Source organism: Microbacterium sp. NPDC057659 (assembly GCF_042799915.1).
In the GTDB taxonomy this organism is placed as follows: Bacteria; Actinomycetota; Actinomycetes; order Actinomycetales; family Microbacteriaceae; genus Microbacterium.
The window spans coordinates 285,083-306,099 of record NZ_JBHVHU010000003.1; the positions used below are offsets into that span (position 1 = coordinate 285,083).

At 69.9% G+C, this 21,017-nt stretch carries 21 protein-coding genes; 12 read left to right on the top strand and 9 right to left on the bottom strand.

Annotated elements, in window-relative coordinates; genetic code table 11:
• Positions 1 to 19 precede the first annotated feature (19 nt).
• From pstA to ACFVAE_RS16115, 6 genes are all read right to left on the bottom strand, one after another.
• Positions 20 to 1,111, bottom strand: coding sequence for a phosphate ABC transporter permease PstA (gene pstA, locus ACFVAE_RS16090; protein ID WP_378894275.1), 1,092 nt, complete (start codon positions 1,109 to 1,111; stop codon positions 20 to 22).
• Between the two features lies 1 nt (position 1,112).
• A complete protein-coding gene (gene pstC, locus ACFVAE_RS16095) occupies positions 1,113 to 2,057 on the bottom strand; it encodes a phosphate ABC transporter permease subunit PstC (RefSeq protein ID WP_378894278.1) in 945 nt (314 codons plus the stop codon).
• Between the two features lie 145 nt (positions 2,058 to 2,202).
• Complete coding sequence (gene pstS / locus ACFVAE_RS16100; RefSeq protein WP_378894281.1) at positions 2,203 to 3,309, bottom strand: phosphate ABC transporter substrate-binding protein PstS; 1,107 nt, start codon at positions 3,307 to 3,309, stop codon at positions 2,203 to 2,205.
• 143 nt (positions 3,310 to 3,452) lie between these two features.
• Positions 3,453 to 4,415 carry an NUDIX domain-containing protein gene (locus ACFVAE_RS16105; RefSeq protein WP_378894283.1) on the bottom strand — a complete coding sequence of 321 codons (963 nt, stop codon included), beginning with the start codon at positions 4,413 to 4,415 and terminating at the stop codon, positions 3,453 to 3,455.
• Positions 4,412 to 6,577, bottom strand: coding sequence for an RNA degradosome polyphosphate kinase (locus ACFVAE_RS16110; RefSeq protein WP_378894286.1), 2,166 nt, complete (start codon positions 6,575 to 6,577; stop codon positions 4,412 to 4,414). The genes ACFVAE_RS16105 and ACFVAE_RS16110 overlap by 4 nt, the downstream gene beginning before the upstream one ends.
• Positions 6,578 to 6,625: 48 nt before the next feature.
• Positions 6,626 to 7,297 carry a DNA-binding response regulator gene (locus tag ACFVAE_RS16115; RefSeq protein ID WP_378894288.1) on the bottom strand — a complete coding sequence of 224 codons (672 nt, stop codon included), beginning with the start codon at positions 7,295 to 7,297 and terminating at the stop codon, positions 6,626 to 6,628.
• Positions 7,298 to 7,337: 40 nt separating this feature from the next.
• Here ACFVAE_RS16115 and ACFVAE_RS16120 point away from each other — a divergent pair, with 40 nt between their 5' ends.
• The 4 genes from ACFVAE_RS16120 (at position 7,338) to ACFVAE_RS16135 (ending at position 10,600) form a co-directional block, all read left to right on the top strand.
• Positions 7,338 to 7,631 (top strand): hypothetical protein, encoded by a 294-nt coding sequence (locus ACFVAE_RS16120; RefSeq protein WP_378894291.1) that lies wholly within the window; start codon positions 7,338 to 7,340, stop codon positions 7,629 to 7,631.
• 157 nt (positions 7,632 to 7,788) lie between these two features.
• Entirely contained in the window at positions 7,789 to 8,382 is a 594-nt protein-coding gene (locus ACFVAE_RS16125; protein ID WP_378894294.1) for an FABP family protein, read from the top strand.
• A complete protein-coding gene (locus ACFVAE_RS16130; protein WP_378894297.1) occupies positions 8,379 to 9,479 on the top strand; it encodes a YgfZ/GcvT domain-containing protein in 1,101 nt (366 codons plus the stop codon). Before ACFVAE_RS16125 ends, ACFVAE_RS16130 begins: the two co-directional genes overlap by 4 nt.
• 173 nt (positions 9,480 to 9,652) lie before the next feature.
• Positions 9,653 to 10,600: a phosphotransferase gene (locus ACFVAE_RS16135; RefSeq protein WP_378894300.1), complete on the top strand. Its 948-nt coding sequence runs from the start codon at positions 9,653 to 9,655 to the stop codon at positions 10,598 to 10,600.
• Here the strand turns inward: ACFVAE_RS16135 and ACFVAE_RS16140 are convergent.
• On the bottom strand, positions 10,588 to 11,415 hold the full coding sequence (locus ACFVAE_RS16140) for a class I SAM-dependent methyltransferase (RefSeq protein WP_378894302.1): 828 nt from the start codon (positions 11,413 to 11,415) through the stop codon (positions 10,588 to 10,590). The genes ACFVAE_RS16135 and ACFVAE_RS16140 overlap by 13 nt on opposite strands.
• Positions 11,416 to 11,677: 262 nt before the next feature.
• Here ACFVAE_RS16140 and ACFVAE_RS16145 point away from each other — a divergent pair, with 262 nt between their 5' ends.
• Positions 11,678 to 12,424 carry a phosphoglyceromutase gene (locus ACFVAE_RS16145; protein ID WP_378894304.1) on the top strand — a complete coding sequence of 249 codons (747 nt, stop codon included), beginning with the start codon at positions 11,678 to 11,680 and terminating at the stop codon, positions 12,422 to 12,424.
• A 63-nt stretch (positions 12,425 to 12,487) separates the two neighbouring features.
• Here the strand turns inward: ACFVAE_RS16145 and phoU are convergent, their stop codons facing one another.
• A complete protein-coding gene (gene phoU, locus ACFVAE_RS16150; protein WP_378860009.1) occupies positions 12,488 to 13,198 on the bottom strand; it encodes a phosphate signaling complex protein PhoU in 711 nt (236 codons plus the stop codon).
• A 199-nt stretch (positions 13,199 to 13,397) separates the two neighbouring features.
• Between phoU and ACFVAE_RS16155 the strand changes: the two genes are divergently transcribed.
• Both ACFVAE_RS16155 and ACFVAE_RS16160 read left to right on the top strand, forming a co-directional pair.
• Positions 13,398 to 14,612 (top strand): sensor histidine kinase, encoded by a 1,215-nt coding sequence (locus ACFVAE_RS16155; RefSeq protein ID WP_378894306.1) that lies wholly within the window; start codon positions 13,398 to 13,400, stop codon positions 14,610 to 14,612.
• Positions 14,609 to 15,292, top strand: a complete 684-nt coding sequence (locus ACFVAE_RS16160) for a response regulator (RefSeq protein WP_378894308.1) — start codon at positions 14,609 to 14,611, stop codon at positions 15,290 to 15,292. The genes ACFVAE_RS16155 and ACFVAE_RS16160 overlap by 4 nt, the downstream gene beginning before the upstream one ends.
• Positions 15,293 to 15,355: 63 nt before the next feature.
• On the opposite strand, the gene ACFVAE_RS16165 is transcribed toward ACFVAE_RS16160, so the two are convergent.
• Positions 15,356 to 15,889, bottom strand: a complete 534-nt coding sequence (locus tag ACFVAE_RS16165; RefSeq protein ID WP_378894310.1) for a DNA modification methylase — start codon at positions 15,887 to 15,889, stop codon at positions 15,356 to 15,358.
• A gap of 149 nt (positions 15,890 to 16,038) precedes the next feature.
• Between ACFVAE_RS16165 and ACFVAE_RS16170 the strand changes: the two genes are divergently transcribed.
• The 5 genes from ACFVAE_RS16170 (at position 16,039) to ACFVAE_RS16190 (ending at position 21,017) form a co-directional block, all read left to right on the top strand.
• Complete coding sequence (locus ACFVAE_RS16170; RefSeq protein ID WP_116241884.1) at positions 16,039 to 16,521, top strand: CarD family transcriptional regulator; 483 nt, start codon at positions 16,039 to 16,041, stop codon at positions 16,519 to 16,521.
• 87 nt (positions 16,522 to 16,608) lie between these two features.
• Positions 16,609 to 17,841 carry a 2-C-methyl-D-erythritol 4-phosphate cytidylyltransferase gene (gene ispD, locus ACFVAE_RS16175; RefSeq protein ID WP_378894313.1) on the top strand — a complete coding sequence of 411 codons (1,233 nt, stop codon included), beginning with the start codon at positions 16,609 to 16,611 and terminating at the stop codon, positions 17,839 to 17,841.
• A 4-nt stretch (positions 17,842 to 17,845) separates the two neighbouring features.
• On the top strand, positions 17,846 to 19,285 hold the full coding sequence (cysS, locus tag ACFVAE_RS16180; RefSeq protein WP_378894316.1) for a cysteine--tRNA ligase: 1,440 nt from the start codon (positions 17,846 to 17,848) through the stop codon (positions 19,283 to 19,285).
• On the top strand, positions 19,278 to 20,273 hold the full coding sequence (gene rlmB / locus ACFVAE_RS16185) for a 23S rRNA (guanosine(2251)-2'-O)-methyltransferase RlmB (RefSeq protein WP_378860099.1): 996 nt from the start codon (positions 19,278 to 19,280) through the stop codon (positions 20,271 to 20,273). Before cysS ends, rlmB begins: the two co-directional genes overlap by 8 nt.
• Positions 20,274 to 20,375: 102 nt before the next feature.
• Entirely contained in the window at positions 20,376 to 21,017 is a 642-nt protein-coding gene (locus ACFVAE_RS16190; protein WP_378894318.1) for an NAD(P)-dependent oxidoreductase, read from the top strand.

The following is a 21,017-nucleotide window of genomic DNA, read 5'->3' on the forward strand; positions in this document are numbered from 1 at the left end:
CTTGTCTGAAAACCTACGCTCAGCGGCCCTTGGCCGGGGCGAAGAACTTGGCGATGAGGCGGGCGATGAGGTTGAGCGCCATGACGATGAGGATCAGGACGAGCGCGGCGGCCCAGGCCCTGTTCACGTACGCCTCGGGCGGGATGCCCTGGTTCATGTACTGGGTGTAGACGAAGACCGGCAGGGTCATCATGCGGCCGTCGAACAGGTTGTAGTTCATCGATGCGGTGAACCCTGCGGTGATCAGCAGCGGGGCGGTCTCGCCGATGACGCGGGCGATGGCCAGCATGACGCCGGTCACGATGCCGGCGATCGACGTCGGCAGGACGACCTTGAGGATCGTCAGCCACTTCGGCACGCCCAGTGCGTACGAGGCCTCGCGCAGCTCGTTCGGCACCAGGCGCAGCATCTCTTCGCTGGAGCGCACGACGACCGGGATCATCAGCACGGCCAGCGACAGCGCGCCCATGATGCCGAGGCGGATGCCGGGTCCCATGATCAGCGCGAACAGGGCGTAGATGAACAGACCGGCGACGATCGACGGGATGCCGGTCATCACGTCCACGAGGAACGTGATGCCACGGGCGAGCCTGCCGCGACCGTACTCGACGAGGTAGATCGCGGTGAGCAGGCCGATCGGGATCGAGATCACCGCCGCGGTGAGCGTGATCTCGACGGTGCCCATGATGGCGTGCAGCGCGCCACCGCCTTCGCCGACCACGTTGCGCATCGAGCTGGAGAAGAACTCGGCGGACAGCCCCTTGACGCCGTTCTCGATGACGGTGATCGCGACCGAGACCAGCGGGACCATGGCGAGCAGGAAGGCGCCGCTGACCAGGCCGGTGACGACCCGGTCGGTGGCCTTGCGGCGCCCCTCCACCACCGTGGAGATCACGGCGATGAGCAGGATGTACAGCAGCGCGGCGACGATCAGCCAGCCGGCGAAGTTGAATCCGCCGCCGCTGACGGCGACCACCCCGAAGACGGCGCCGGAGACGACGAGAGCGAGGCCGAGGATGGCCCACGGGCTCCACGCCGGCAGGTGTCCGTTCGTGATGCGCATCGGGGTGGCGGGCGCCGGGGCGACCGGGGGAGTGGCGGTGAGGGTCATGTCAGTTGGCTCCCGAGAATTCCTTGCGGCGGTTCACGATCCAGCGGGCGGCGGCGTTCACGAGGAACGTGACCACGAAGAGGATGAGGCCGGTCGCGATCAGCACGTTGACGCTGAGACCGTAGGCCTCGGGGAAGGTCTGCGCGATGTTGGCGGGGATGGTGTTGGGGTTCTGAGCCGTGAGCAGTCGCCAGGTGATGCCGCCCGACGCGGAGAGCACCATGGCGACGGCCATGGTCTCGCCGAGGGCGCGGCCCAGACCCAGCATGGCGGCCGAGACGATGCCGCCGCGGGCGAAGGGGAGCACCGCCATGCGGATCATCTCCCAGCGGGTCGCGCCGAGGGCCAGGGCGGCCTCCTCGTGCAGCGGCGGGGTCTGCAGGAAGATCTCGCGGCAGATGGCGGTCATGATCGGCAGCACCATCACGGCCAGCACGATCGCGGCGGTGAGGATGCTGCGGCCGGAAGGGTTCCCGTCGAAGAGCGGGATCCAGCCCATGTTCTGGTTCAGCCAGGTGTAGACCGGCAGCGCCGCAGGGGCCAGTACCGCGATGCCCCAGATGCCGAAGACGACCGAGGGCACGGCGGCCAGCAGGTCGACGACGTAGCCGAGACCCTGCGCGAGCCGGCGCGGAGCGTAGTGCGAGATGAACAGCGCGACGGCGATCGAGAGCGGCACCGCGAACAGCAGCGCGAGCGCCGCGGCCCAGACCGTGCCGAACGCGAGCGGTGCGACGTAGGCCCAGAAGTCGCTCTTGAGGATCGTGGCGTCCTCGGGGGTCGCGGTGAGCCCGGGGATGGACTGCACGACCAGGAACACCGCCACGGCGGCCAGGGTGACGAGGATCATCGACCCGGCGAACAGTGCCGCCCCGGAGAACCAGCGGTCACCCGGCCGCTGCTTCGCGGTCGCCGCCGGTGCGGCGGCCTTCGCGGTGGTGGTCATCGAGGGCTCCTCGTGTGGTGTCGGGTGGGTTGTGTGCCTGCGGCGGGGCGGGGGGCGCCGGGGGGGGGGCGGGGGGGGGCGGGGGGGGGGGGGGCGCGGGGCGGGGGGGCGGGGGGGGGGGGGCGCCCCCCCCCGCCGCGGTGGATCACTTGGTGACGATCAGGTCGACCGCAGCCTGGGCCTTGGTGCGCAGGTCGTCGGAGATGGGGGCGCTGCCGGATGCCTCGGCGGCGGCCTTCTGGCCGTCGGCGCTGATCGCGACGTTGAAGAAGCCCTTCACCAGCGCGGCCTTGGCCGGGTCGGCGTACTCCTCGCAGCCGATCAGGTAGCTGACCAGGACGATCGGGTACACGCCCTCCTTGTCGGAGGTGCGGTCCAGCTTGATGGCGAGGTCACCGTCGGCGCGGCCCTCCTCGAGCGGCGACTCGTCGACGATGGCCGCGGCGGCCTCGGGCGAGTAGCCGACGAACTTGTCGCCGACCTTCACCTGCACGGTGCCGAGCTCGCCGGCGCGCGACGCGTCGGCGTAGCCGATGGTGCCCTTGCCGCCCTCGACGGCCTGGACGACGCCCGAGGTGCCCTGGGCGGCCTCGCCGGCCTTGATCGGCCACTCCTCGACGGAGCCGTGGGTCCAGGCCTCAGGAGCGGCGGCGGCGAGGTAGTCGGTGAAGTTGCCCGTGGTTCCGGACTTGTCGGCGCGGTGCACGGGGTTGATCGCCAGGTCGGGCAGCTTCGCGTCGGGGTTCGTCGCGACGATCGCCGGGTCGTTCCACTTGGTGACGGTGCCGGCGAAGATGCCCGCGAGGGTCTTCGGGTCGAGGTCGAGCTTGTCGACGCCGTCGACGTTGAAGATGACGGCGATCGGCGAGATGTATGCCGGGACCTCGATGATGGGCGAGTCTGCGGCGCAGCCCTTGAACTCCATCGAGGACAGCTCGTCGGTCTTGAACGCGCGGTCCGAACCGGCGAACGTGTACGCGCCGGCGGCGAACGACTCGCGACCGGTGCCGGAGCCCTGCGGGTCGTAGTCGACGGTCACGTCGGGGTTCGAGGTCTGGAACGACTTCGTCCAGGCCGAGATCGCGACTTCCTGCGAGGTCGCGCCGCCGCCGACGAGGTTGCCGCTCAGGGCGGGGCCGGCAGGCGTGTCGGATGCTGCGGGCGCTGCGCTCTCGTTCGCGGCACAGCCGGCGAGGGCGAGGGCGGCGATGGCGCCGACGGCGCTGATTCGAGCGATGCGGGAGATCTTCACTGTGGATCCGTTCGATCGTGGGTGGGTTTCGGGCCCGGTGCAGGGCACACAGTGACGTTAGGAGTGACGGTTAACGAGACTGTCCCGTGCGGGTGAACGGAAGGTGAACGACTGGCGGCGCGGAGAAGACGACCCGCGGGAAATCAGACCTGAGGGTCGTGCGTCTCGATCGAGATGATGCCCGAACCGGGGTTGCTCGCGGAGAGGTGCACGACGGAGAACGCGCCCGGCTCGAGCGCGCTCGCACTGGCGACGTAGGAGCCGTGGATGGTCCCGGTGGCCATGGCGATCTCCGACAGGATGTCGGGCAGCACCGGCCCGTGGCTGCAGATCACGGCGGCCTCGCGCAGCCGGACGCGCTTGCCGATGACGCTGCGCAGGTCGGCCGTCCCGGCCTCCCAGGCGTCCTGGCCGATGAGTCCGGTCTTCTTCGCCTTGATGCCCAGGGCCTTGGCGAGGGGCTTCACCGTGCGCGCGCAGCGCACCGCATCGCTGGTGACGATCTTCGTCACCCCGAATGCGCGGAGCGGGCCGACGATCGCCTTGGCCTGTGCTTCACCGCGTCCGGTCAGCGGGCGCTCGGCGTCGACGCCGTTCCAGTCGGCCCTCGCGACGGCCTTGCCGTGCCGGAGCGCGATCAGCGGGAAGGTCTGCAGCACGCCGTCGTCGACCAGGCTCGCGAAGTTGTCGAGGATCTCGGTGTCGACCGGATAGCTGAGATGGGCGCGGGCCTTCTTCAGGCTGACCCACTCGATCGCGGCGATCTCGTGGTTGGGCACGAACGTGGACGCCCGGATCGCGTCATCCGTGGCCTCGCCGGCCCAGTAGTGCACGACCTTCTGCCGCTTGGGCTTGAGGAAGTAGCGGCTCACGCCCACCGGCACGCCGAGTGTCACCCGGATGCCGGTCTCCTCATGCACCTCGCGCACGGCCGTCTCGGCGAGCGTCTCACCGGGATCGACCTTCCCCTTGGGCAGCGTCACGTCCTGGTACTTCGTGCGGTGGATCAGCAGGATGCGCAGCTTGCCCTCGACGAGCCGCCACACCACGCATCCGGCCGCGTAGACGGCCTTGTCCGACGCCAGCGCGATCGTGGCGGGGATCATCGCACCGAGCGCTTGCGCCGACGGCGCTGGATCTGGACCATGGTCTCATCCTGCAGGTCGGTGAGCGGGTTGCCATGCGCATCCTCGGTGTGGCGCGTCCAGACGCCGTCCGCCTCGAGATGCCAGGAGTTCGTGCCGTCGTCCATCGCGCGGTCGAAGAGCGTCGTGAGCTCCTGCACGTGCGCTTCGTCGGTGACGCGCACCAGAGCCTCCACGCGACGGTCGAGATTGCGGTGCATCATGTCGGCGCTGCCGATGTACACCTGCGGGTCGCCGTCGTTCTCGAACGCGAAGATCCGGGAGTGCTCCAGATAGCGACCGAGGATGCTGCGCACGGTGATGTTGTCACTGACACCCGGCAGATCCACGCGCAGGCTGCAGATGCCGCGCACCCACACGTCCACCTGCACGCCGGCCTGGCTGGCGCGGTAGAGCGCGTCGATGATCTGCTCGTCGACCATCGAGTTGACCTTGATGCGGATGTGGGAGGGCTTGCCCTTCTCGGCGTTGGCGCGCTCCTTGTCGATGAGCCGCAGCAGTCCGCGGCGCAGGTGCAGCGGGGCGACCAGCAGGCGCTTGAACTTCTTCTCGATCGCGTAGCCGCTGAGCTCGTTGAACAACCGGGTGAGGTCGCGGCCGACCTGCGGGTCGGCGGTGAACAGGCCGAAGTCCTCATAGATGCGGCTGGTCTTGGGGTTGTAGTTGCCGGTGCCGACGTGCGAGTAGTGCCGCAGTACGCCGTCCTCCTCGCGGATCACCAGGGCCAGCTTGCAGTGCGTCTTCAGCCCGACCAGCCCGTACACGACGTGAACGCCGGCCTTCTCGAGCTTGCGCGCCCAGACGATGTTGTTCGCCTCGTCGAAGCGGGCCTTCACCTCGACCAGCGCCAGCACCTGCTTGCCCGCCTCGGCCGCGTCGATGAGGGCCTGCACGATCGGGCTGTCGCCCGAGGTGCGGTACAGGGTCTGCTTGATGGCGAGCACATGCGGATCACGGGCGGCCTGCTCGAGGAACGCCTGCACACTGGTCGCGAACGACTCGTACGGATGGTGCACGAGCACATCCGCCTTGCCGATCGACTTGAACATGTCGGGGCGCTCGTTGCTGTCGCCGGGCTGGAAGGCCACCGCGGTGGTGGGCACATGCGGCGGGTAGCGCAGGTCGGGCCGGTCGATGCGCGACAGGTCGAACAGGCCGCGCAGGTCGAGCGGCCCCGGCAGGCGGTAGACCTCCTGGTCGGTGATGTCGAGCTCCTTGAGCAGTAGCTCGAGGGTCACCTCGTCCATGTCGTCGGTGATCTCCAGGCGGATCGGCGGGCCGAACCGGCGCTTGAGCAGCTCGGCCTCGAGAGCCTGGATGAGGTTCTCGGACTCGTCCTCCTCGACCTCGACGTCCTCGTTGCGGGTGAGGCGGAAGGCGTGGTGGTCGAGCACCTCCATGCCGGGGAACAGATCGCCGAGGTGGTTGGCGATGAGTTCCTCGAGACGGATGAAGCGCAGGATCTCCCCGCCGCCGGGCACGGCGACGAAGCGCGGCAGCATGGGCGGCACCTTGAGTCGCGCGAACTCCTGACGCCCCGTGCGGGCGTTGCGGATGCGGATGGCGAGGTTCAGGGACAGGCCGGAGATGTACGGGAACGGATGCGCCGGATCGACCGCGAGCGGCATCAGCACCGGGAACACCTGGGCCTGGAAGTAGTCGCCGAGCGATTCGCGCTCGGGCTCGGTGAGGTCGTCCCACTCGGTGATCTCGATGCCGGAGTCGGCGAGGGCGGGCTTGACCTGCGTGGTCCACACGTCGGCATGCCGCAGCTGCAGCGCGTGCGCGTCGGCCGAGATGTCGGCCAGCACGTCGGTGGGGGCGCGACCGACGTTGGTCGGCACGGCGAGGCCGGTGAGGATGCGGCGCTTGAGGCCGGCCACGCGCACCATGAAGAACTCGTCGAGGTTGCTCGCGAAGATCGCGAGGAAGTTCGCCCGCTCGAGCTCGGGGAGCGTGGGGTCCTCGGCGAGTTCGAGCACGCGCCGGTTGAACGCCAGCCAGCTCAGCTCGCGATCGAGGTACCGGTGATCGGGCAGCAGTGAGTCGGGTTCCTCGATGGCGTCGAAGTCGTCGTCCTCGGCATCGCCGAGCCCGGAGTCTGCCAGTAGGGGATCGATCATGGGTACATCCTTGCACCGACCGATGACAGGGCGGTTAACGGATGACGCTCACTCGTCCGCGGCATCCTCGTCGTAGACGTTGAAGCGGTAGCCGACGTTGCGCACGGTGCCGATGACCTGCTCGGCGTCGCCGAGCTTCGCGCGCAGGCGCCGCACATGCACGTCGACGGTGCGCGTGCCGCCGAAGTAGTCGTAGCCCCAGACCTCGCTGAGCAGCTGCTCGCGGGTGAACACCCGCGACGGATGCGTGGCGAGGAAGTGCAGAAGCTGGAACTCCTTGTAGGTGAGATCGAGTGGACGGCCGTGCAGCTTCGCCGAGTAGGACTGCTCGTCGATCGTGATCCCGGATGCCTGCACCCGCACCGGCTCCGCGGATTCGGCGGCCCGCGTCAGCGCGAGCCGGATGCGGGCGTCGATCTCGGCGGGGCCGGCGGTGTTCAGCAGCACGTCGTCGAATCCCCAGTCGGAGGCGATCGCCGACATCCCGCCCTCGGTGATGACCAGCAGCACCGGCGTGCGCTCACCAGTGGTGCGCAGCAGCCGGCAGAGGGCCTTCGCGGCAGCGAGATCGGTGCGGCCGTCCACCAGCAGCAGATCGGCTTCCGGGGCGGAGAGCAGGTGACCGGCGTCGGCGGGATGGGGGCGCACGGCATGGGTGAGGAACTCGAGCGCGGGCAGCACAGCATCCGCATCCGAGGTCAACACCAGCAGCCGGGCCACCTGCCCATGCTATTCAGTCTGGAGTGAGAGGATGGGACGCATGACCGAACCAGCACTGGCGCCGCGGAACGCGTATGTGGGTGTGTACGTGGTGTGGGGGATCGCCCTGGTCACGTCCATCGTGCTGGGCATCGCCCTTCCCGAAGACGATCGCGTGCCCTGGATGCTGGTGGCGTTCGGCGTCGTCGTGCTGCTCTCGTTCGCGGTTCAGTTGTGGTTCGGCAGGGTCGAGGGATTCATCGTCCGCGTCTCGGCGAGCGTGATCGGGGCGCTGCTGATCATGGGCCTCATCTCGGTCGGTTTCGGGCTGGCGGCGCTCATCCCGACCGTTTAGCCGCGGTGCGCCGCGTGAGCAGATAGAGTGAGTGTCATGGACGTCGTCGCGCTCGAATTCTTCTTCCTCGGTCTGCTCGGCCTGGCGAGCCTCGCGATCGCCTTCGTCTCGGTCGTGGTGCTGGTCAACCTGTTCCGCGGCCAGCGCTGACCGGATCGTGTTCGATCTGCCCACAGATCTCCCCGCCGACCTGGTGCCGCTGTCGTGGCTGCTCGGCGTGTGGGAGGGCACGGGCGTCATCGACTACACCGCGGGTGAGCAGCACCTGCAGGGCGAGTTCTCGCACCGCGTGAGCTTCAGCCATGACGGCGGCCCGTTCCTGAACTACGCGGCCACCGCGTCGTTCCTCGGCGGTGACGCGCCCGTGCCGCTGCTCGCCGAGAGCGGCTTCTGGCGGATCGGGCGCACTCACGGCGACGCCGACCCCGGTCCGGCCCTGCTTCCGCCGACCGCGGATGCCGCGCCGCGCACCGCCGCCGACGTCGAGCGGCTGCGCACCGAGCAGGGCTTCCCGCTCGAGGTGTCGCTCGCGCACTCGGACGGCACGCTCGAGCTGTACCTCGGCCGCATCGACGGCCCCCGCATCGACATCGCCACCGATGCCGTGGTGCGCACGGCGGGTGCCAAGCCGTACGCCGCCGCATCCCGCATGTACGGTCTGGTCGACTCGCACCTGCTCTGGGCGTGGGACATCGCGGCGTTCGGCTCACCGCTGGCCTCGCATGCCTCGGCGAGATTGGCGAAGGTATGACTCCCGACGCGTTCGCGGCCCTGCCCGGCGCAGTGCGCGACGGCGACACGATCTCGCACTTCGGCGACCCCATCGGCGAACAGCGCCGCCTGGCATCCGGTTCGGCCGTCGTGCCTCTCGGCGACCGCACGGTCATCGAGGTCGCGGGGGAGGACCGGCTGACCTGGCTGGACTCGATCACCTCGCAGGCGCTCACCGGCCTGCGCCCCGGCGACAGCACCGAACTGTTCGTGCTGGACCCGCAGGGGCGCATCGAGCACGACGCCGGTGTCCTCGAGGACGGCTCGTCCGTGTGGCTGATCGCCGACTCCGGCGACGCCGAGGGCCTGGCCGCCTGGCTGCAGCGGATGGTGTTCCGCTCGCGCGCGGTGGTCACGCTGCGTCCCGAGCTCGCGCTGGTCGGGTTCGTCGACGGAGGCTCGGCCGCCGAAGCGGTCGTGGCGGATGCCCCGAACGGCGTGCCCCTGGTGTGGGCCGACCCCTGGCAGCAGGTGCAGCCCGGCGGTTTCCAGTACTCGCAGGTCGTCGAGCATCCCGGCACGGAGCTGGCGTGGCGCGTCGCGATCGTGACGGACCCGTCGTCGCTCGCGGGCGGGGAGGTCGCCGGCGCGCTCGCCGCGGAGGCGCTGCGCATCGCGGCCTGGCGGCCGCGCTGGAGTTTCGAGGTCGACGAGAGGTCGATCCCGCACGAGGCCGACTGGATCCGCAGCGCGGTGCACCTGAACAAGGGCTGCTACCGCGGGCAGGAGACGGTCGCCAAGGTGCACAACCTCGGGCATCCTCCGCGCCGTCTGGCGCTGCTGCACCTCGACGGCAGCGACGCCGTGCTGCCGGAGCCCGGCGCGCCGGTCTTCGCCGGCGACGCGGAGGTCGGACACGTGACCTCGTCCGCCCGTCATCACGAGGACGGCCCGATCGCGCTGGCGATCCTGTCGCGGCGTGCGCCGATCGGCGACCTCGTCGTGCGCGCAGACGGCGTCGACATCGCCGCCGCTCAGCAGGTGATCGTCCCGGCCGACGCCGGTGCCACTGCCGAGGTCCCTCGGCTCACCCGCCTCTCCCGCCGCCCGGCGGGGCAGGATCCTCGCAGCGCCTGAGGGCCCCGAGACCAGGCGAGCCGGCATCGCGCCTCGCGCGGCCCTTCCGCGCTCGCGCTGCGTGAGGACGCGCCGCGCAAGCCGAAGGTCGCAGCGCGACGCCCGGTGGAGGTCGCGAAGTGCCGCGCGACGGCCCGCTCCGTCGGGCTTCGCGCCTCGGATAGCCTTGCCGGATGTCCGACACAGTCAAGACCCGCGTCCTCTGGGATGACCTGCCCGCCGACCTGCGCGCCGAGGTCGAGCGTGTGCTCGGAGGCGATGTGGTCTCGGCACGGAGCCAAGCGGGCGGATTCTCACCGGGCAGCGCCGATCGCGTCACGACGGAGAACGGACGTCGTGCGTTCGTGAAGACCGTGCACCGTGACCGCAACGAGGGGGCGTACGACCTGCACCGGCGCGAGATCGACGTGATGCGTCTCATCCCCGCCGAGGTGAGCGCGCCGGCACTGCTCGGGGCCGTGGTGACGGAGGACTGGGCTGCACTCGTGCTCGCCGATGTCGACGGAAGCCATCCCGGGCGGCTGCAGGACGGCTCCGAGGTCGTCGCCGTGCTCGACGCCTTCTCGACATTCCCCCGGCTCGACGGAGTCGCGCGTGCGTCCCTGCCGGCGGCGGAGAGCGAACTGATCGACGAGCGGGACAGCTGGCAGACGATCGATGCGCAGGGCATCGAGCTGCCGGACTGGGCGGCCGCGAATCGCGGACGGCTTCGCGCCGCAGCTGAACGGGTGCTCGAGGTGGTGACCGGTGAGCATCTGCAGCACTTCGACGGCCGAGCGGACAACGTGCTGATCGATGCCGACGGCCGAGCATGGATCATCGACTGGCCGTGGGCGTCGGTGGGCGCGCGCTGGCTGGACGGGCTGTTCTACCTGCTCGACGTGAGGCTGCGCGGTGAGGCCGCCGACGTCGAGGAACTGCTGGCGCAGCATCCGCTCTTCGACGGGGTCGCCGAGGCCGACGTCGACTCGGTGCTTGCGGCCGTGACCGGCAGGTTCTTCGTCAAGGCGCAGTCGCCTGCGCCGCCGAACATGCCCACGCTGCGCGCGTTCCAGTACCGCGAGGCCATCGCCGGGATGGAGTGGCTTCGCGAGCGCTGGACCCGACCTCAGAGGTCGTAGGCGGGCGCGACGGTCCGCCAGGGCACCGTCAGCTCGCCGAGGCGCCAGCGGCGCCGATCGCCGAGCACCAGCACGCCCTGGTCGCGCAGGGCGGTGGCCACGGCGATGAACCGCTGCGCCGCGCCGAAGGCCGACAGGGGAGCAGCGCGGTCCCACTCCCGGTCCAGCGCGGTGAGCAGCTCGTGCACGCGTTCGCCACGGACGTTGCGGTGGATGAGGGCTTTGGGCAGTCGCTCCGCGACGATGCTCGGACGCTCGAGATCGGCGAGCTTCAGCGAGATCGTGAAGCGCTGCGGGATTCCGTGCTCGTCGATCTCGATCCATGACGCGATGCGTCCGATCTCGTCGCACGTGCCCTCGAAGAGCAGTCCGCCGTGCGCGAGGCGTGACGTCATCCGGCCCCAGGCGTCGGGCACCTGTGCCTCGTCGTACTGTCGCAGCACGTTCATGGCCCGGATCACCGCCGGCCTGCGTCCGTCGGGCAGCGGCACCTCGAACCCGCCGCGCGTGAACGAGACGGGCAGATCAGCGGGGAACGAGGTCGCTCCCGCCCGAACCTCCTCGAGCTGCCCCCGTGCGGTGGCCACGCGTTCCGGATCGAGTTCCAGGCCGAGCACCGAGGCATCCTCGCGCACCTTGCGCAGTCGCCGCGCCAACTCGAACGCCGTCACCCCGCTTGCCCCGAACCCCAGGTCGATCACCAGCGGGTCCGCCGCCTTCCGGAACGCCTCCGACGCCGCGATCGCCCGATCGTTCCGTCGCAGCCGGTTCGTCCCCGTCGTCCCCCGCGTCGCCTGCCCGATCACTCCCGCCATGTCTCGATTCTCCCAAACGCTGCAGGAGCTCCCAATTTCCCAGAGGCCTCCGCCCCGCATACCCCACCCCCAAGAGGGGGCGCCCTTCTCCACACGCACGAGGGCGCAGTGACGTTCCCGAAGCGAACATCGGGAGGGGCCCGCGAAGCGGGAAGGAACCCGCTTTGCGAGCGCAGGGAACGTCACGGAGCCCGCCCCGGAGGATCCGCCCATCACAGTCATCGCAAGAAACAGAAAACTGCCCCAGGATAAACTGACTCACATGACGCGCACCCTCATCCTGCTCCGCCATGGCCAGAGCGAATGGAACGAACTCAACCTCTTCACCGGCTGGGTCGACGTCCGTCTCACCGAACAGGGCAAGGCCGAGGCGCGCCGCGGCGGCGAACTGCTGGCCGAGTCGGGTCTGCTGCCCGACGTGCTGCACACCTCGCTGCTGAGCCGTGCGATCCAGACCGCGAACATCGCGCTGGACACCGCCGACCGTCTGTGGATCCCGGTGACCCGCTCGTGGCGTCTGAACGAGCGTCACTACGGCGCCCTGCAGGGCAAGGACAAGGCGCAGACCCTGGCCGAGTTCGGCCCGGAGCAGTTCCAGCTGTGGCGCCGGTCCTTCGACGTGCCGCCGCCGCTGCTCGACGACGCGAGCGAGTTCAGCCAGGTCGGCGACCCCCGCTACGCGGACATCGACGGCGACATCCCGCGCACCGAGTCGCTCAAGCTCGTCATCGACCGTCTGCTGCCGTACTGGGAGTCGGCGATCGTGCCCGATCTGAACGCGGGCAAGACGGTGCTGGTCACCGCGCACGGCAACTCCCTGCGCGGCCTGGTGAAGCACCTCGAGGGAATCAGCGACGACGACATCGCCGAGCTGAACATCCCCACCGGCATCCCGCTGGTCTACGAGCTCGACGACAACAACGTCCCCGCCGGTCCCGGCCGCTACCTCGATCCCGAGGCGGCAGCCGCCGGCGCCGCCGCCGTCGCGGCGCAGGGCGACAAGAAGTAGGCGCACGCATACGAGAGGAGGGGCGGATGCTGCAGCATCCGCCCCTCCTCTCGTATCCGCCGGTCAGGCGTGACCCGAGCCGGTCTCCTCCTGCTCCTGCGCCTCGGCGGCGAGGGTGATGTCCTCCTCGTCGACCGCCCAGTCGCCGGTGGCGAGATAGACGACCTTCTTCGCGACGGCGACCGCGTGGTCGGCGAAGCGCTCGTGGTAGCGGCTGGCGAGCGTGGCATCCACGGTCGCGGTCGCCTCGCCCTTCCAGTTGTCGCTGAGAACCTTCTCGAATACGCGCGCGTGCAGCTCGTCGACGTCGTCGTCCGCGTTTCGGATGGCGTCGGCCAGGCGCAGGTCCTGCGTGCGCAGCAGCTCGGCGAGGGTGCGGGCGATCTCGACGTCCAGCTCGCCCATCCGGGTGAAGGTGCTCTTCAGACCCTTCGGGATGGCGCGCTCAGGGAACCGCAGGCGGGCCAGCTGGGCGATGTGCTCGGCCATGTCGCCCATCCGCTCCAGGGACGCGCTCACGCGCAGCGCGGTGATGACGATGCGCAGGTCGCGGGCGACCGGCTGCTGGCGGGCGAGGATCTCGATGGCGCGCTCGTCGAGGTTGACGGCCATCTCGTCGATCCGCGCGTCATCGGCGATGACCTCCTCGGCGAGAGAGACGTCGCTGGTCGCGAAGGCGCGGGTCGCCTTGTCGATCGAGACGGTCACGAGCTCGGCGATCTCGACCAGCTGGGCCTGCAGATCCTCGAGGGACTGGTGGAAGACTTCGCGCATTGTCGGCGCAACCTTTCGTCGTGGACCCGGGCTGGTGCCGCCGGGTGAGAGGCGCGCGCAGCGCCTGCGGCACGCCCTGGGCGATTGTGTCCGCCGAAGGTTAACGGACGGTGCCCGGCATGTGAACAGTATGCCGTGCACCCGCGGAAGTCCGGGCGAACGGCAGGTGACCTGCTCATTGCGGCTCTACGCTGGTGGCATGACCTCGCCCGATCTCGCGCTGTTCGCCCTTGCCGTCGGCGCGATCATCGGAGCTGGCCTGGTGCTGCTCGTGGGCTGGGCCTATCGCGCGCGCGCCCAGGCCGCCGAGGAGACCTCACAGGCCGTCCCGACCGGCACGATCGACGTGCTCGCGAGCATGGACGATGCGGCCTGCGTGCTGGATGCCTCGGGGCTGGTGCTCGCGGTCTCGCAGGCGGCGGCCCGTTTCGGCATCGAGGCGGGCGCGGTGCTCGAGAACGCCGAGCTGCGCCAGCTGGTGCGCGCGGTGCGGCAGTCCGGGGGCAGCGCGACCGAGACGCTGCGCATCTCCCGCGGCGGGGTGCGGCTGGATCCGCGTCTGGTCGCCGCGCGCGCGAGCGCGATGGGCGCACGGCTCACGCTGCTCGTGATCCGGGATGTCACCGAGCAGGAGCGGCTCGATCAGATGCGCAACGACTTCGTCGCGAACACCAGCCACGAGCTGAAGACTCCCGTGGGTGCGGTGACTCTGCTCGCCGAGGCGATCGAGTCGGCGGCCGACGACCCGGAGCAGGTGCGGAAGTTCGCCGCGCGCATCCAGGCCGAGGCGGGCCGCCTCGGACAGCTCACCGGTCGCATCATGAGCCTGTCGCGGCTGCAGTCCTCCGACGGGCTGGCCAACCTGCGTCCGGTCTCGCTCGACGAGGTGATCGCGTCATCCATCGAGGCGCACGGGGTGCAGGCGGACTCCGCCGCCGTCGAGCTGGTCCGCGGCGGTGACCGGGGGGCCTGGGTGCTCGGCGACGCGCAGATCCTCATCGAGGCGGTCGGCAACCTGGTCGTGAATGCGATCGCGTATTCGCCGCAGGGGTCGCGCGTCGGCGTCGGCGTCCGGGTGGAGGGCGAAGTCGTGGAGATCGCAGTGACCGATCAGGGCATCGGCATCGCCGAGGCCGATCGTGAGCGCATCTTCGAGCGCTTCTATCGCGCCGATGAGGCGCGCTCTCGCCGCACCGGCGGCACGGGTCTCGGCCTATCGATCGTGAAGCACGCCGCGCAGCGGCATGGCGGCGAGGTGCGGCTGTGGTCCCGCCCAGGGCGCGGATCGACCTTCACCATCCGGCTGCCGCGCATCGAGGCACCGGGGAGTGATCAGACGGGCAAGAAGAAGAAAAAGAAGAAGCGGGCGAAGAAGGACGTCGCCGCCCGCACCCGGAACGGAGAGAACGCATGACCCGCATCCTGCTCGTCGAGGACGAACCCGACCTCGCGGACCCGCTGGCGTACCTGCTGCGCCGTGAGGGCAACGAGGTCGAGATCGCCGAGGACGGACCAGGCGCCCTCGCCGCGTTCCGCGAGCGCGGAGCGGACATCGTGCTGCTCGACCTGATGCTGCCGGGGATGCCGGGCACCGAGGTCTGCAAGCAGATCAGGCAGTCCTCCGCGGTGCCGATCATCATGCTGACGGCCAAGGACTCCGAGATCGACATCGTGGTGGGGCTGGAGCTCGGCGCCGACGACTACATCACCAAGCCGTACTCGTCGCGCGAACTGCTCGCCCGTATGCGCGCCGTGCTGCGCCGTGCCGTCCCCGACGAGGACGAGCTCGAGGAGCGGGTGCTCGAAGGAGGCCGGGTCAGCCTCGACATCGACCGGCACACCGTCACTGTGGCCGGCGAGCAGATCAACATGCCGCTGAAGGAGTTCGAGCTGCTCGAGGTGCTGATGCGCAACTCCGGTCGTGTGCTCACCCGCGGTCAGCTGATCGACCGCGTCTGGGGCAGCGACTACTTCGGTGACACCAAGACCCTCGACGTGCATATCAAGCGCATCCGCTCGCGCATCGAGGAGAACCCCTCCGAACCGGTCATGCTCGTCACCGTGCGCGGACTGGGGTACCGCTTCGAGGGCTGAGCCCGGGGGAGACGACGAAGGCCGGCCCGCATCGCGGGCCGGCCTTCGTCGTGGAAGCAGATGCTAGGACGCGGGCGTCTCGGCGGGCGTCGGCATGACCGGGGCATCCTCCGGCACCAGGTCGGAGTAGTACGGCAGCGTGCCGTCGAGCACGGGCACGTCAGCGCTGCGGCCGGTCGAGTCACCGGACTGGAACAGCACCTTGACGGTGGCTCCGGGGTGCACGTTCAGGTCGTCGATGCGCAGCGGGTCCTCGTCGGCGCCGAGGCTGACGCGCTCGCCCGCCGGGACATCGACCTCGAACGGGTCGTGGCCCTCGAGCGAGATCGTGATGGTCTCGTCATCGGCGGTGTCGTTGACCAGGCCGGCGACCAGGTTGCCTGTGGCGCCGTCCTCGGTGGCGACGATCATCGCGTTGCGGACCTTGACGGGGCCGGCGTCGTTGTTGACGTTGACGCCGTCGGAGGGCGAGTAGGGGATCTCAGTCGCCTGTTCGGTGATGAACGTGCATCCGGTGGTGCCGAGCAGGGCGACCGCGGTGAGCGCGATCGACGCCAGCAGGCGCGGGGCGATGGACGCAGCAGGGCGCGATTTCACGGATCCTCCAGAGGTGCGATCGATGGGCCGCCACAAGTCTAGTGGGTGCTGGGGGAATCCTGTGGGCGCGTCGCCGTGAGGCCTGCGGCGGCGAACCTTAGTACATGTCGGTTGTGGTATCCTGGAGGTTGCCGAAAGGACACGTTTTTATGCTTTTTGAGGTTGGCGAAACCGTCGTCTACCCGCACCACGGGGCTGCGACGATCATCGAGGTCAAGGACCGCGTGATCAAGGGTGAGACGAAGAAGTACCTGAAGCTCAACGTCACCCAGGGCGATCTCATCATCGAGGTCCCGGCTGAGAACGTCGACCTCGTCGGCGTGCGCGATGTGATCGGCAAGGAGGGCCTCGACCACGTGTTCGAGGTGCTGCGCGCGCCGTTCACCGAGGAGCCGACCAACTGGTCGCGCCGCTACAAGGCCAACCTCGAGAAGCTCGCCTCCGGCGACGTGATCAAGGTCAGCGAGGTCGTCCGCGACCTGTGGCGCCGTGACCAGGACCGCGGCCTGTCGGCCGGGGAGAAGCGGATGCTGGCGAAGGCCCGGCAGATCCTCATCTCCGAGCTCGCGCTCGCCGAGAAGATCGACGAGGACAAGGCCGGCGAGCTGCTCGACGAGGTGCTCGCCTCCTGACGCAGGGCGTCAAGGTTTCACGACGAAGGGTCGGATGCTGCGGCATCCGGCCCTTCGTCGTCACCGGGGCGGCGATACCCTGAGAGCGTGACTGTGCTCCCTGTTCCGGATGCCGCGATCATCGTCGTCGCGGCCGGCTCCGGCACCCGCCTCGGCGCGGACGCCCCGAAGGCCCTGGTCGGCATCGACGATCGCACGATCCTGCGGCACGCGCTCGACGGCGTCTTCGCAGCGGCACCGATGCAGGTGATCGTCGTCGCCCCCGCCGGATTCGAGGGTGATGCCGAGACCGAGCTGCGCGCGGCCGCCGGGGATCGCGCAGACCTCGGCCGCGTCGTCGTCGGAGGCGACACGCGTCAGCGCTCCGTCGCCGCGGGCCTCGCCGCGCTCTGGGCGGATGTGCGCATCGTGCTCGTGCACGACGCGGCGCGTGCGCTCACCCCGTCAGCTCTGATCGACGCCGTCACGGAGTCGGTCCGCGGCGGGGAGGATGCCGGAGTGATTCCGGCGCTCCCCGTCGTCGACACGCTGAAGCGCGTCGACGCGGCGGACGTCGTGGCCGCTGTCGATCGCAGCATCCTCGCCGCGGCGCAGACGCCCCAGGGCTTCCCCCGCGAGCAGCTGGAGGCTGCGTACGCGGTGGCGATCGCATCGGGCGCCGAGTACACCGACGACGCCGCGCTGTTCGCGGCGGCCGGGCATGCGGTGCAACACATCTCCGGTGCGGAGAGGGCCTTCAAGATCACCGTCCCCGCCGACCTGGAGCGCGCACGGCACCTTCTGGAGGATGCCGCGGAACCGGCGCGCGCGCCGAGGCACTCTGCCGCATCGCTGCCGCGAGTCGGAGTCGGCACCGACGTGCACGCCTTCGGCGGTGAGGGGAATCTCTGGCTGGCAGGGCTGGAGTGGCCGGGGGAGCAGCCGCTCTCCGGGCACTCCGACGGCGATGCGGTCGCGCACGCGATCGTCGACGCGCTGCTCGCCGCGGCCGGACTCGGTGACATCGGCGAGCACTTCGGCACCGCGCATCCGGAGTACGCCGGCGCGCACGCCGACGTCTTCCTCGCCCGCACCCGGGAGCTCCTCGGGGAGGCGGGTTTCGTGATCGGCAACGTCTCCGTGCAGTTCCAGGGCAATCGACCTCGGTTCAGCGCGCGTCGGGCCGAGGCCGAGCAGGCCCTGTCGGCCGCGCTCGGCGGCGCGCCTGTCGCCGTGGCGGCGACGACCACGGACGGCCTCGGGTTCCCGGGACGGGGCGAGGGGATCGCCGTGACGGCGGTGGCACTGGTGGTCGCTGTCCAGGGGGCCCCGGTACGCTAGTGCAGTGACTCTCCGCCTGTACGACACCCGCGCCCAGCAGCTGCGCGACTTCGTCCCTCTCGATCCCGAGAACGTGACGATGTACGTCTGCGGGCCGACCGTGCAGTCCGGACCGCACATCGGGCACGTCCGCGGGGCGCTGAGCTTCGACATCCTGCGACGGTGGCTCGGCCGGCGATACGGCCGGGTGACCCTGGTGCGCAACGTCACGGACATCGACGACAAGATCCTCGTGAACGGCACGGACATCGAGCCGTGGTGGGCGCTCGCCTACCGGATGGAGAAGGAGTTCACCGCGGCATACGAGGCGGTCCGCATCCTGCCGCCGACCTACGAGCCGCGCGCCACCGGCTTCATCCCGCAGATGCATGAGCTCATCGAGCGGCTCATCGAGAACGGTCACGCCTACCCGGCACCGGACGGCTCCGGCGACGTCTACTTCGATGTGCGCTCCTGGCCCGCCTACGGCGAGCTGACCCACCAGTCGGTGGACGCCATGGAGGCCGCGGAGGACGCGGATCCGCGCGGCAAGCGCGCCCCGCAGGACTTCGCGCTGTGGAAGGGCGCCAAGCCCGGTGAGCCGGCGGATGCGACCTGGGACTCGCCCTGGGGGCCCGGCCGGCCCGGATGGCACATCGAGTGCTCCGCCATGTCGCGGCGCTATCTCGGCGCCGAGTTCGACATCCACGGCGGCGGTCTCGATCTGCGCTTCCCGCACCACGAGAACGAGATGGCCCAGTCCACTGCGGCGGGCGACGGGTTCGCGCGGTACTGGGTGCACAACGGCCTGGTCACCGTCGGCGGGCAGAAGATGTCGAAGTCGCTCGGCAATTTCATCCTCGCGTCCCAGATGCTCGATGAGTTCGACCCGCTGGTGGCGCGCTATGCGCTGGCCGCCGCGCACTACCGATCCAGCCTGGACGTCACGGAATCGTCGTTCGTCGAGGCGGATGCCGCGATGGGGCGCATCAGGTCGTTCCTCGATCGCGCGGCGCGCCTGCCCGCCGAGTTCGCCTGGTCGGCGGAGCGCCCCGCGGCGGACGCGGAGCCGCCGCTGGAGCTTCTGCCGGCCGCATTCATCGCAGCGATGGACGATGATCTCGGCGTTCCGCAGGCGCTCGCCGTGCTGCACGAGACGGTCCGCGCAGGCAACACGGCGCTCGACGCCGGCGAGACCGGCGACGGTCAGCACATCGCCATGCAGGTGCGGGAGATGGCGGGCATCCTGGGCATCGACCCCCTTGCGTGCGAGTGGCGCACCGGAGGGTCGGATGCCGAGGCATCCGCTCTGGACGCGCTCGTGCAGACGATGATCGCGCAGCGTGCGCAGGCGCGCACAGACAAGGACTGGGCCTCGGCAGATCGCATCCGCGATGCGATCGCGGCCGCAGGCATCACTCTGGAGGACACTCCGGACGGAACACATTGGAGTATCGATGGCTAAGCCGAGTCGCCCCGGAGCGGGCAACAGCAAGAAGAAGGGCGCCTCGAAGGGCACCGGCGGTCACAGCCGCAAGGCTCTCGAGGGCCGCGGACCGACGCCGAAAGCCGAGGACCGCGCCTGGCACGTGGCGGGCAAGCGCAAGGCCGCGGCCGAGCGCTACGCGGCTGCCGGCGGCAAGGGGCGTCCCGGTCAGAAGCCGCAGAACCGCGACATGAACCGGAGCGCGAGGGCCAAGTCGACCGACGACACCGAGACCGTCACCGGGCGCAATTCGGTGCTCGAGGCGCTGCGCACCAAGATCCCGGCGACCACGATGTACATCGCGCAGCGCGTCGAGATGGACGACCGCGTCAAGGAGATGCTCGCGATCGCGCGGCACCGGGAGATCCCGGTGCTCGAGGTCACCCGACAGGAGCTCGACCGCATGGCCGGCTTCGACGGCGTGCACCAGGGCGTCGCCCTCAAGGTTCCGCCGTACGAGTACGCGCACCCGCAGGACCTGCTCGAGAAGGTGATCGACCGCGGTGAGATGCCGCTGTTCGTGGCCCTCGACGGCATCACCGACCCGCGCAACCTCGGTGCGATCATCCGCTCCACTGCCGCCTTCGGCGGGCACGGCATCATCCTGCCGCAGCGTCGCTCGGCGAGCGTGAACTCGGCGGCCTGGAAGACCAGCGCCGGTGCCGCCGCGCGCCTCCCCGTCGCCTTGGCCTCGAACCTCACCACGCAGCTCAAGGAGTTCAAGAAGCAGGGCGTGTTCGTGCTGGGCCTGGACGGCGGGGGAGACGTGGCGCTGCCTGCGCTCGAGCTCGCCGACCGCCCGGTCGTGATCGTGGTCGGCTCCGAGGGCAAGGGGCTCTCGCGCCTGGTCACCGAGACCTGCGACCAGATCGTGTCGATTCCCATCTCCGCGGCGACCGAGTCGCTGAACGCCGGCATCGCGGCATCCGTCGCGCTCTACCAGGTCGCGACGCTGCGCGGGGCTTGACTCAGAGCGCACGGATCGCCGCGCGGGGAATGAGGCCGCTCCGGGACTCGTTGGCATCTGTGTGCCGCGATCGCGGCGCGTTGCCCTGAGAAGAGGAATCGCATGGCCCGCATCATCGTCGTCGGAGGAACCGGATACGCCGGAGCGCACATCGTTCGCGAGGCGGTGAGCCGAGGACACGACGTGGTCGCCATCGCGCGCAGCACGCCGGACACCCCGATCGAGGGTGCGACCCATGTGCAGGGCTCCGCGCTCGACATCGCCGGCCTCGGCGACGTCTTCGACGGAGCGGACGCCGTCGTCTCGGCGATCTCGCCTCGCGGAGACATGGCCGACAAGGCCACCGGCGCGCTGCAGGCGCTGGCCGCGAAGCTGACCGGCACATCTACACGTCTCGGCGTCGTCGGCGGCGCCGGCGGCAGCCTGGTCGCCCCCGGCGGTCCGCGTCTCTTCGACCTGGACTTCCCCGAGGAGTACAAGCACGAGGCGCAGGTCGGCATCGATGAGCTCGCCCTGCTGCAGGCCTCGGATGCCCGGCTGGACTGGTTCTTCGTGCACCCTGCCGAGGTGTTCGGCCCGTGGGCCGAGGGCGAGCGCACCGGGTCCTACCGTGACGGCGGCGACGTGCTCGTGCGTGCAGAGGACGGTACCTCGACGATCTCCGGTGCAGACTTCGCGGTCGCCATCGTCGACGAGATCGAGACGCCGAAGCACGGCCGCGAGCGGTTCACCGTCGGGTACTAG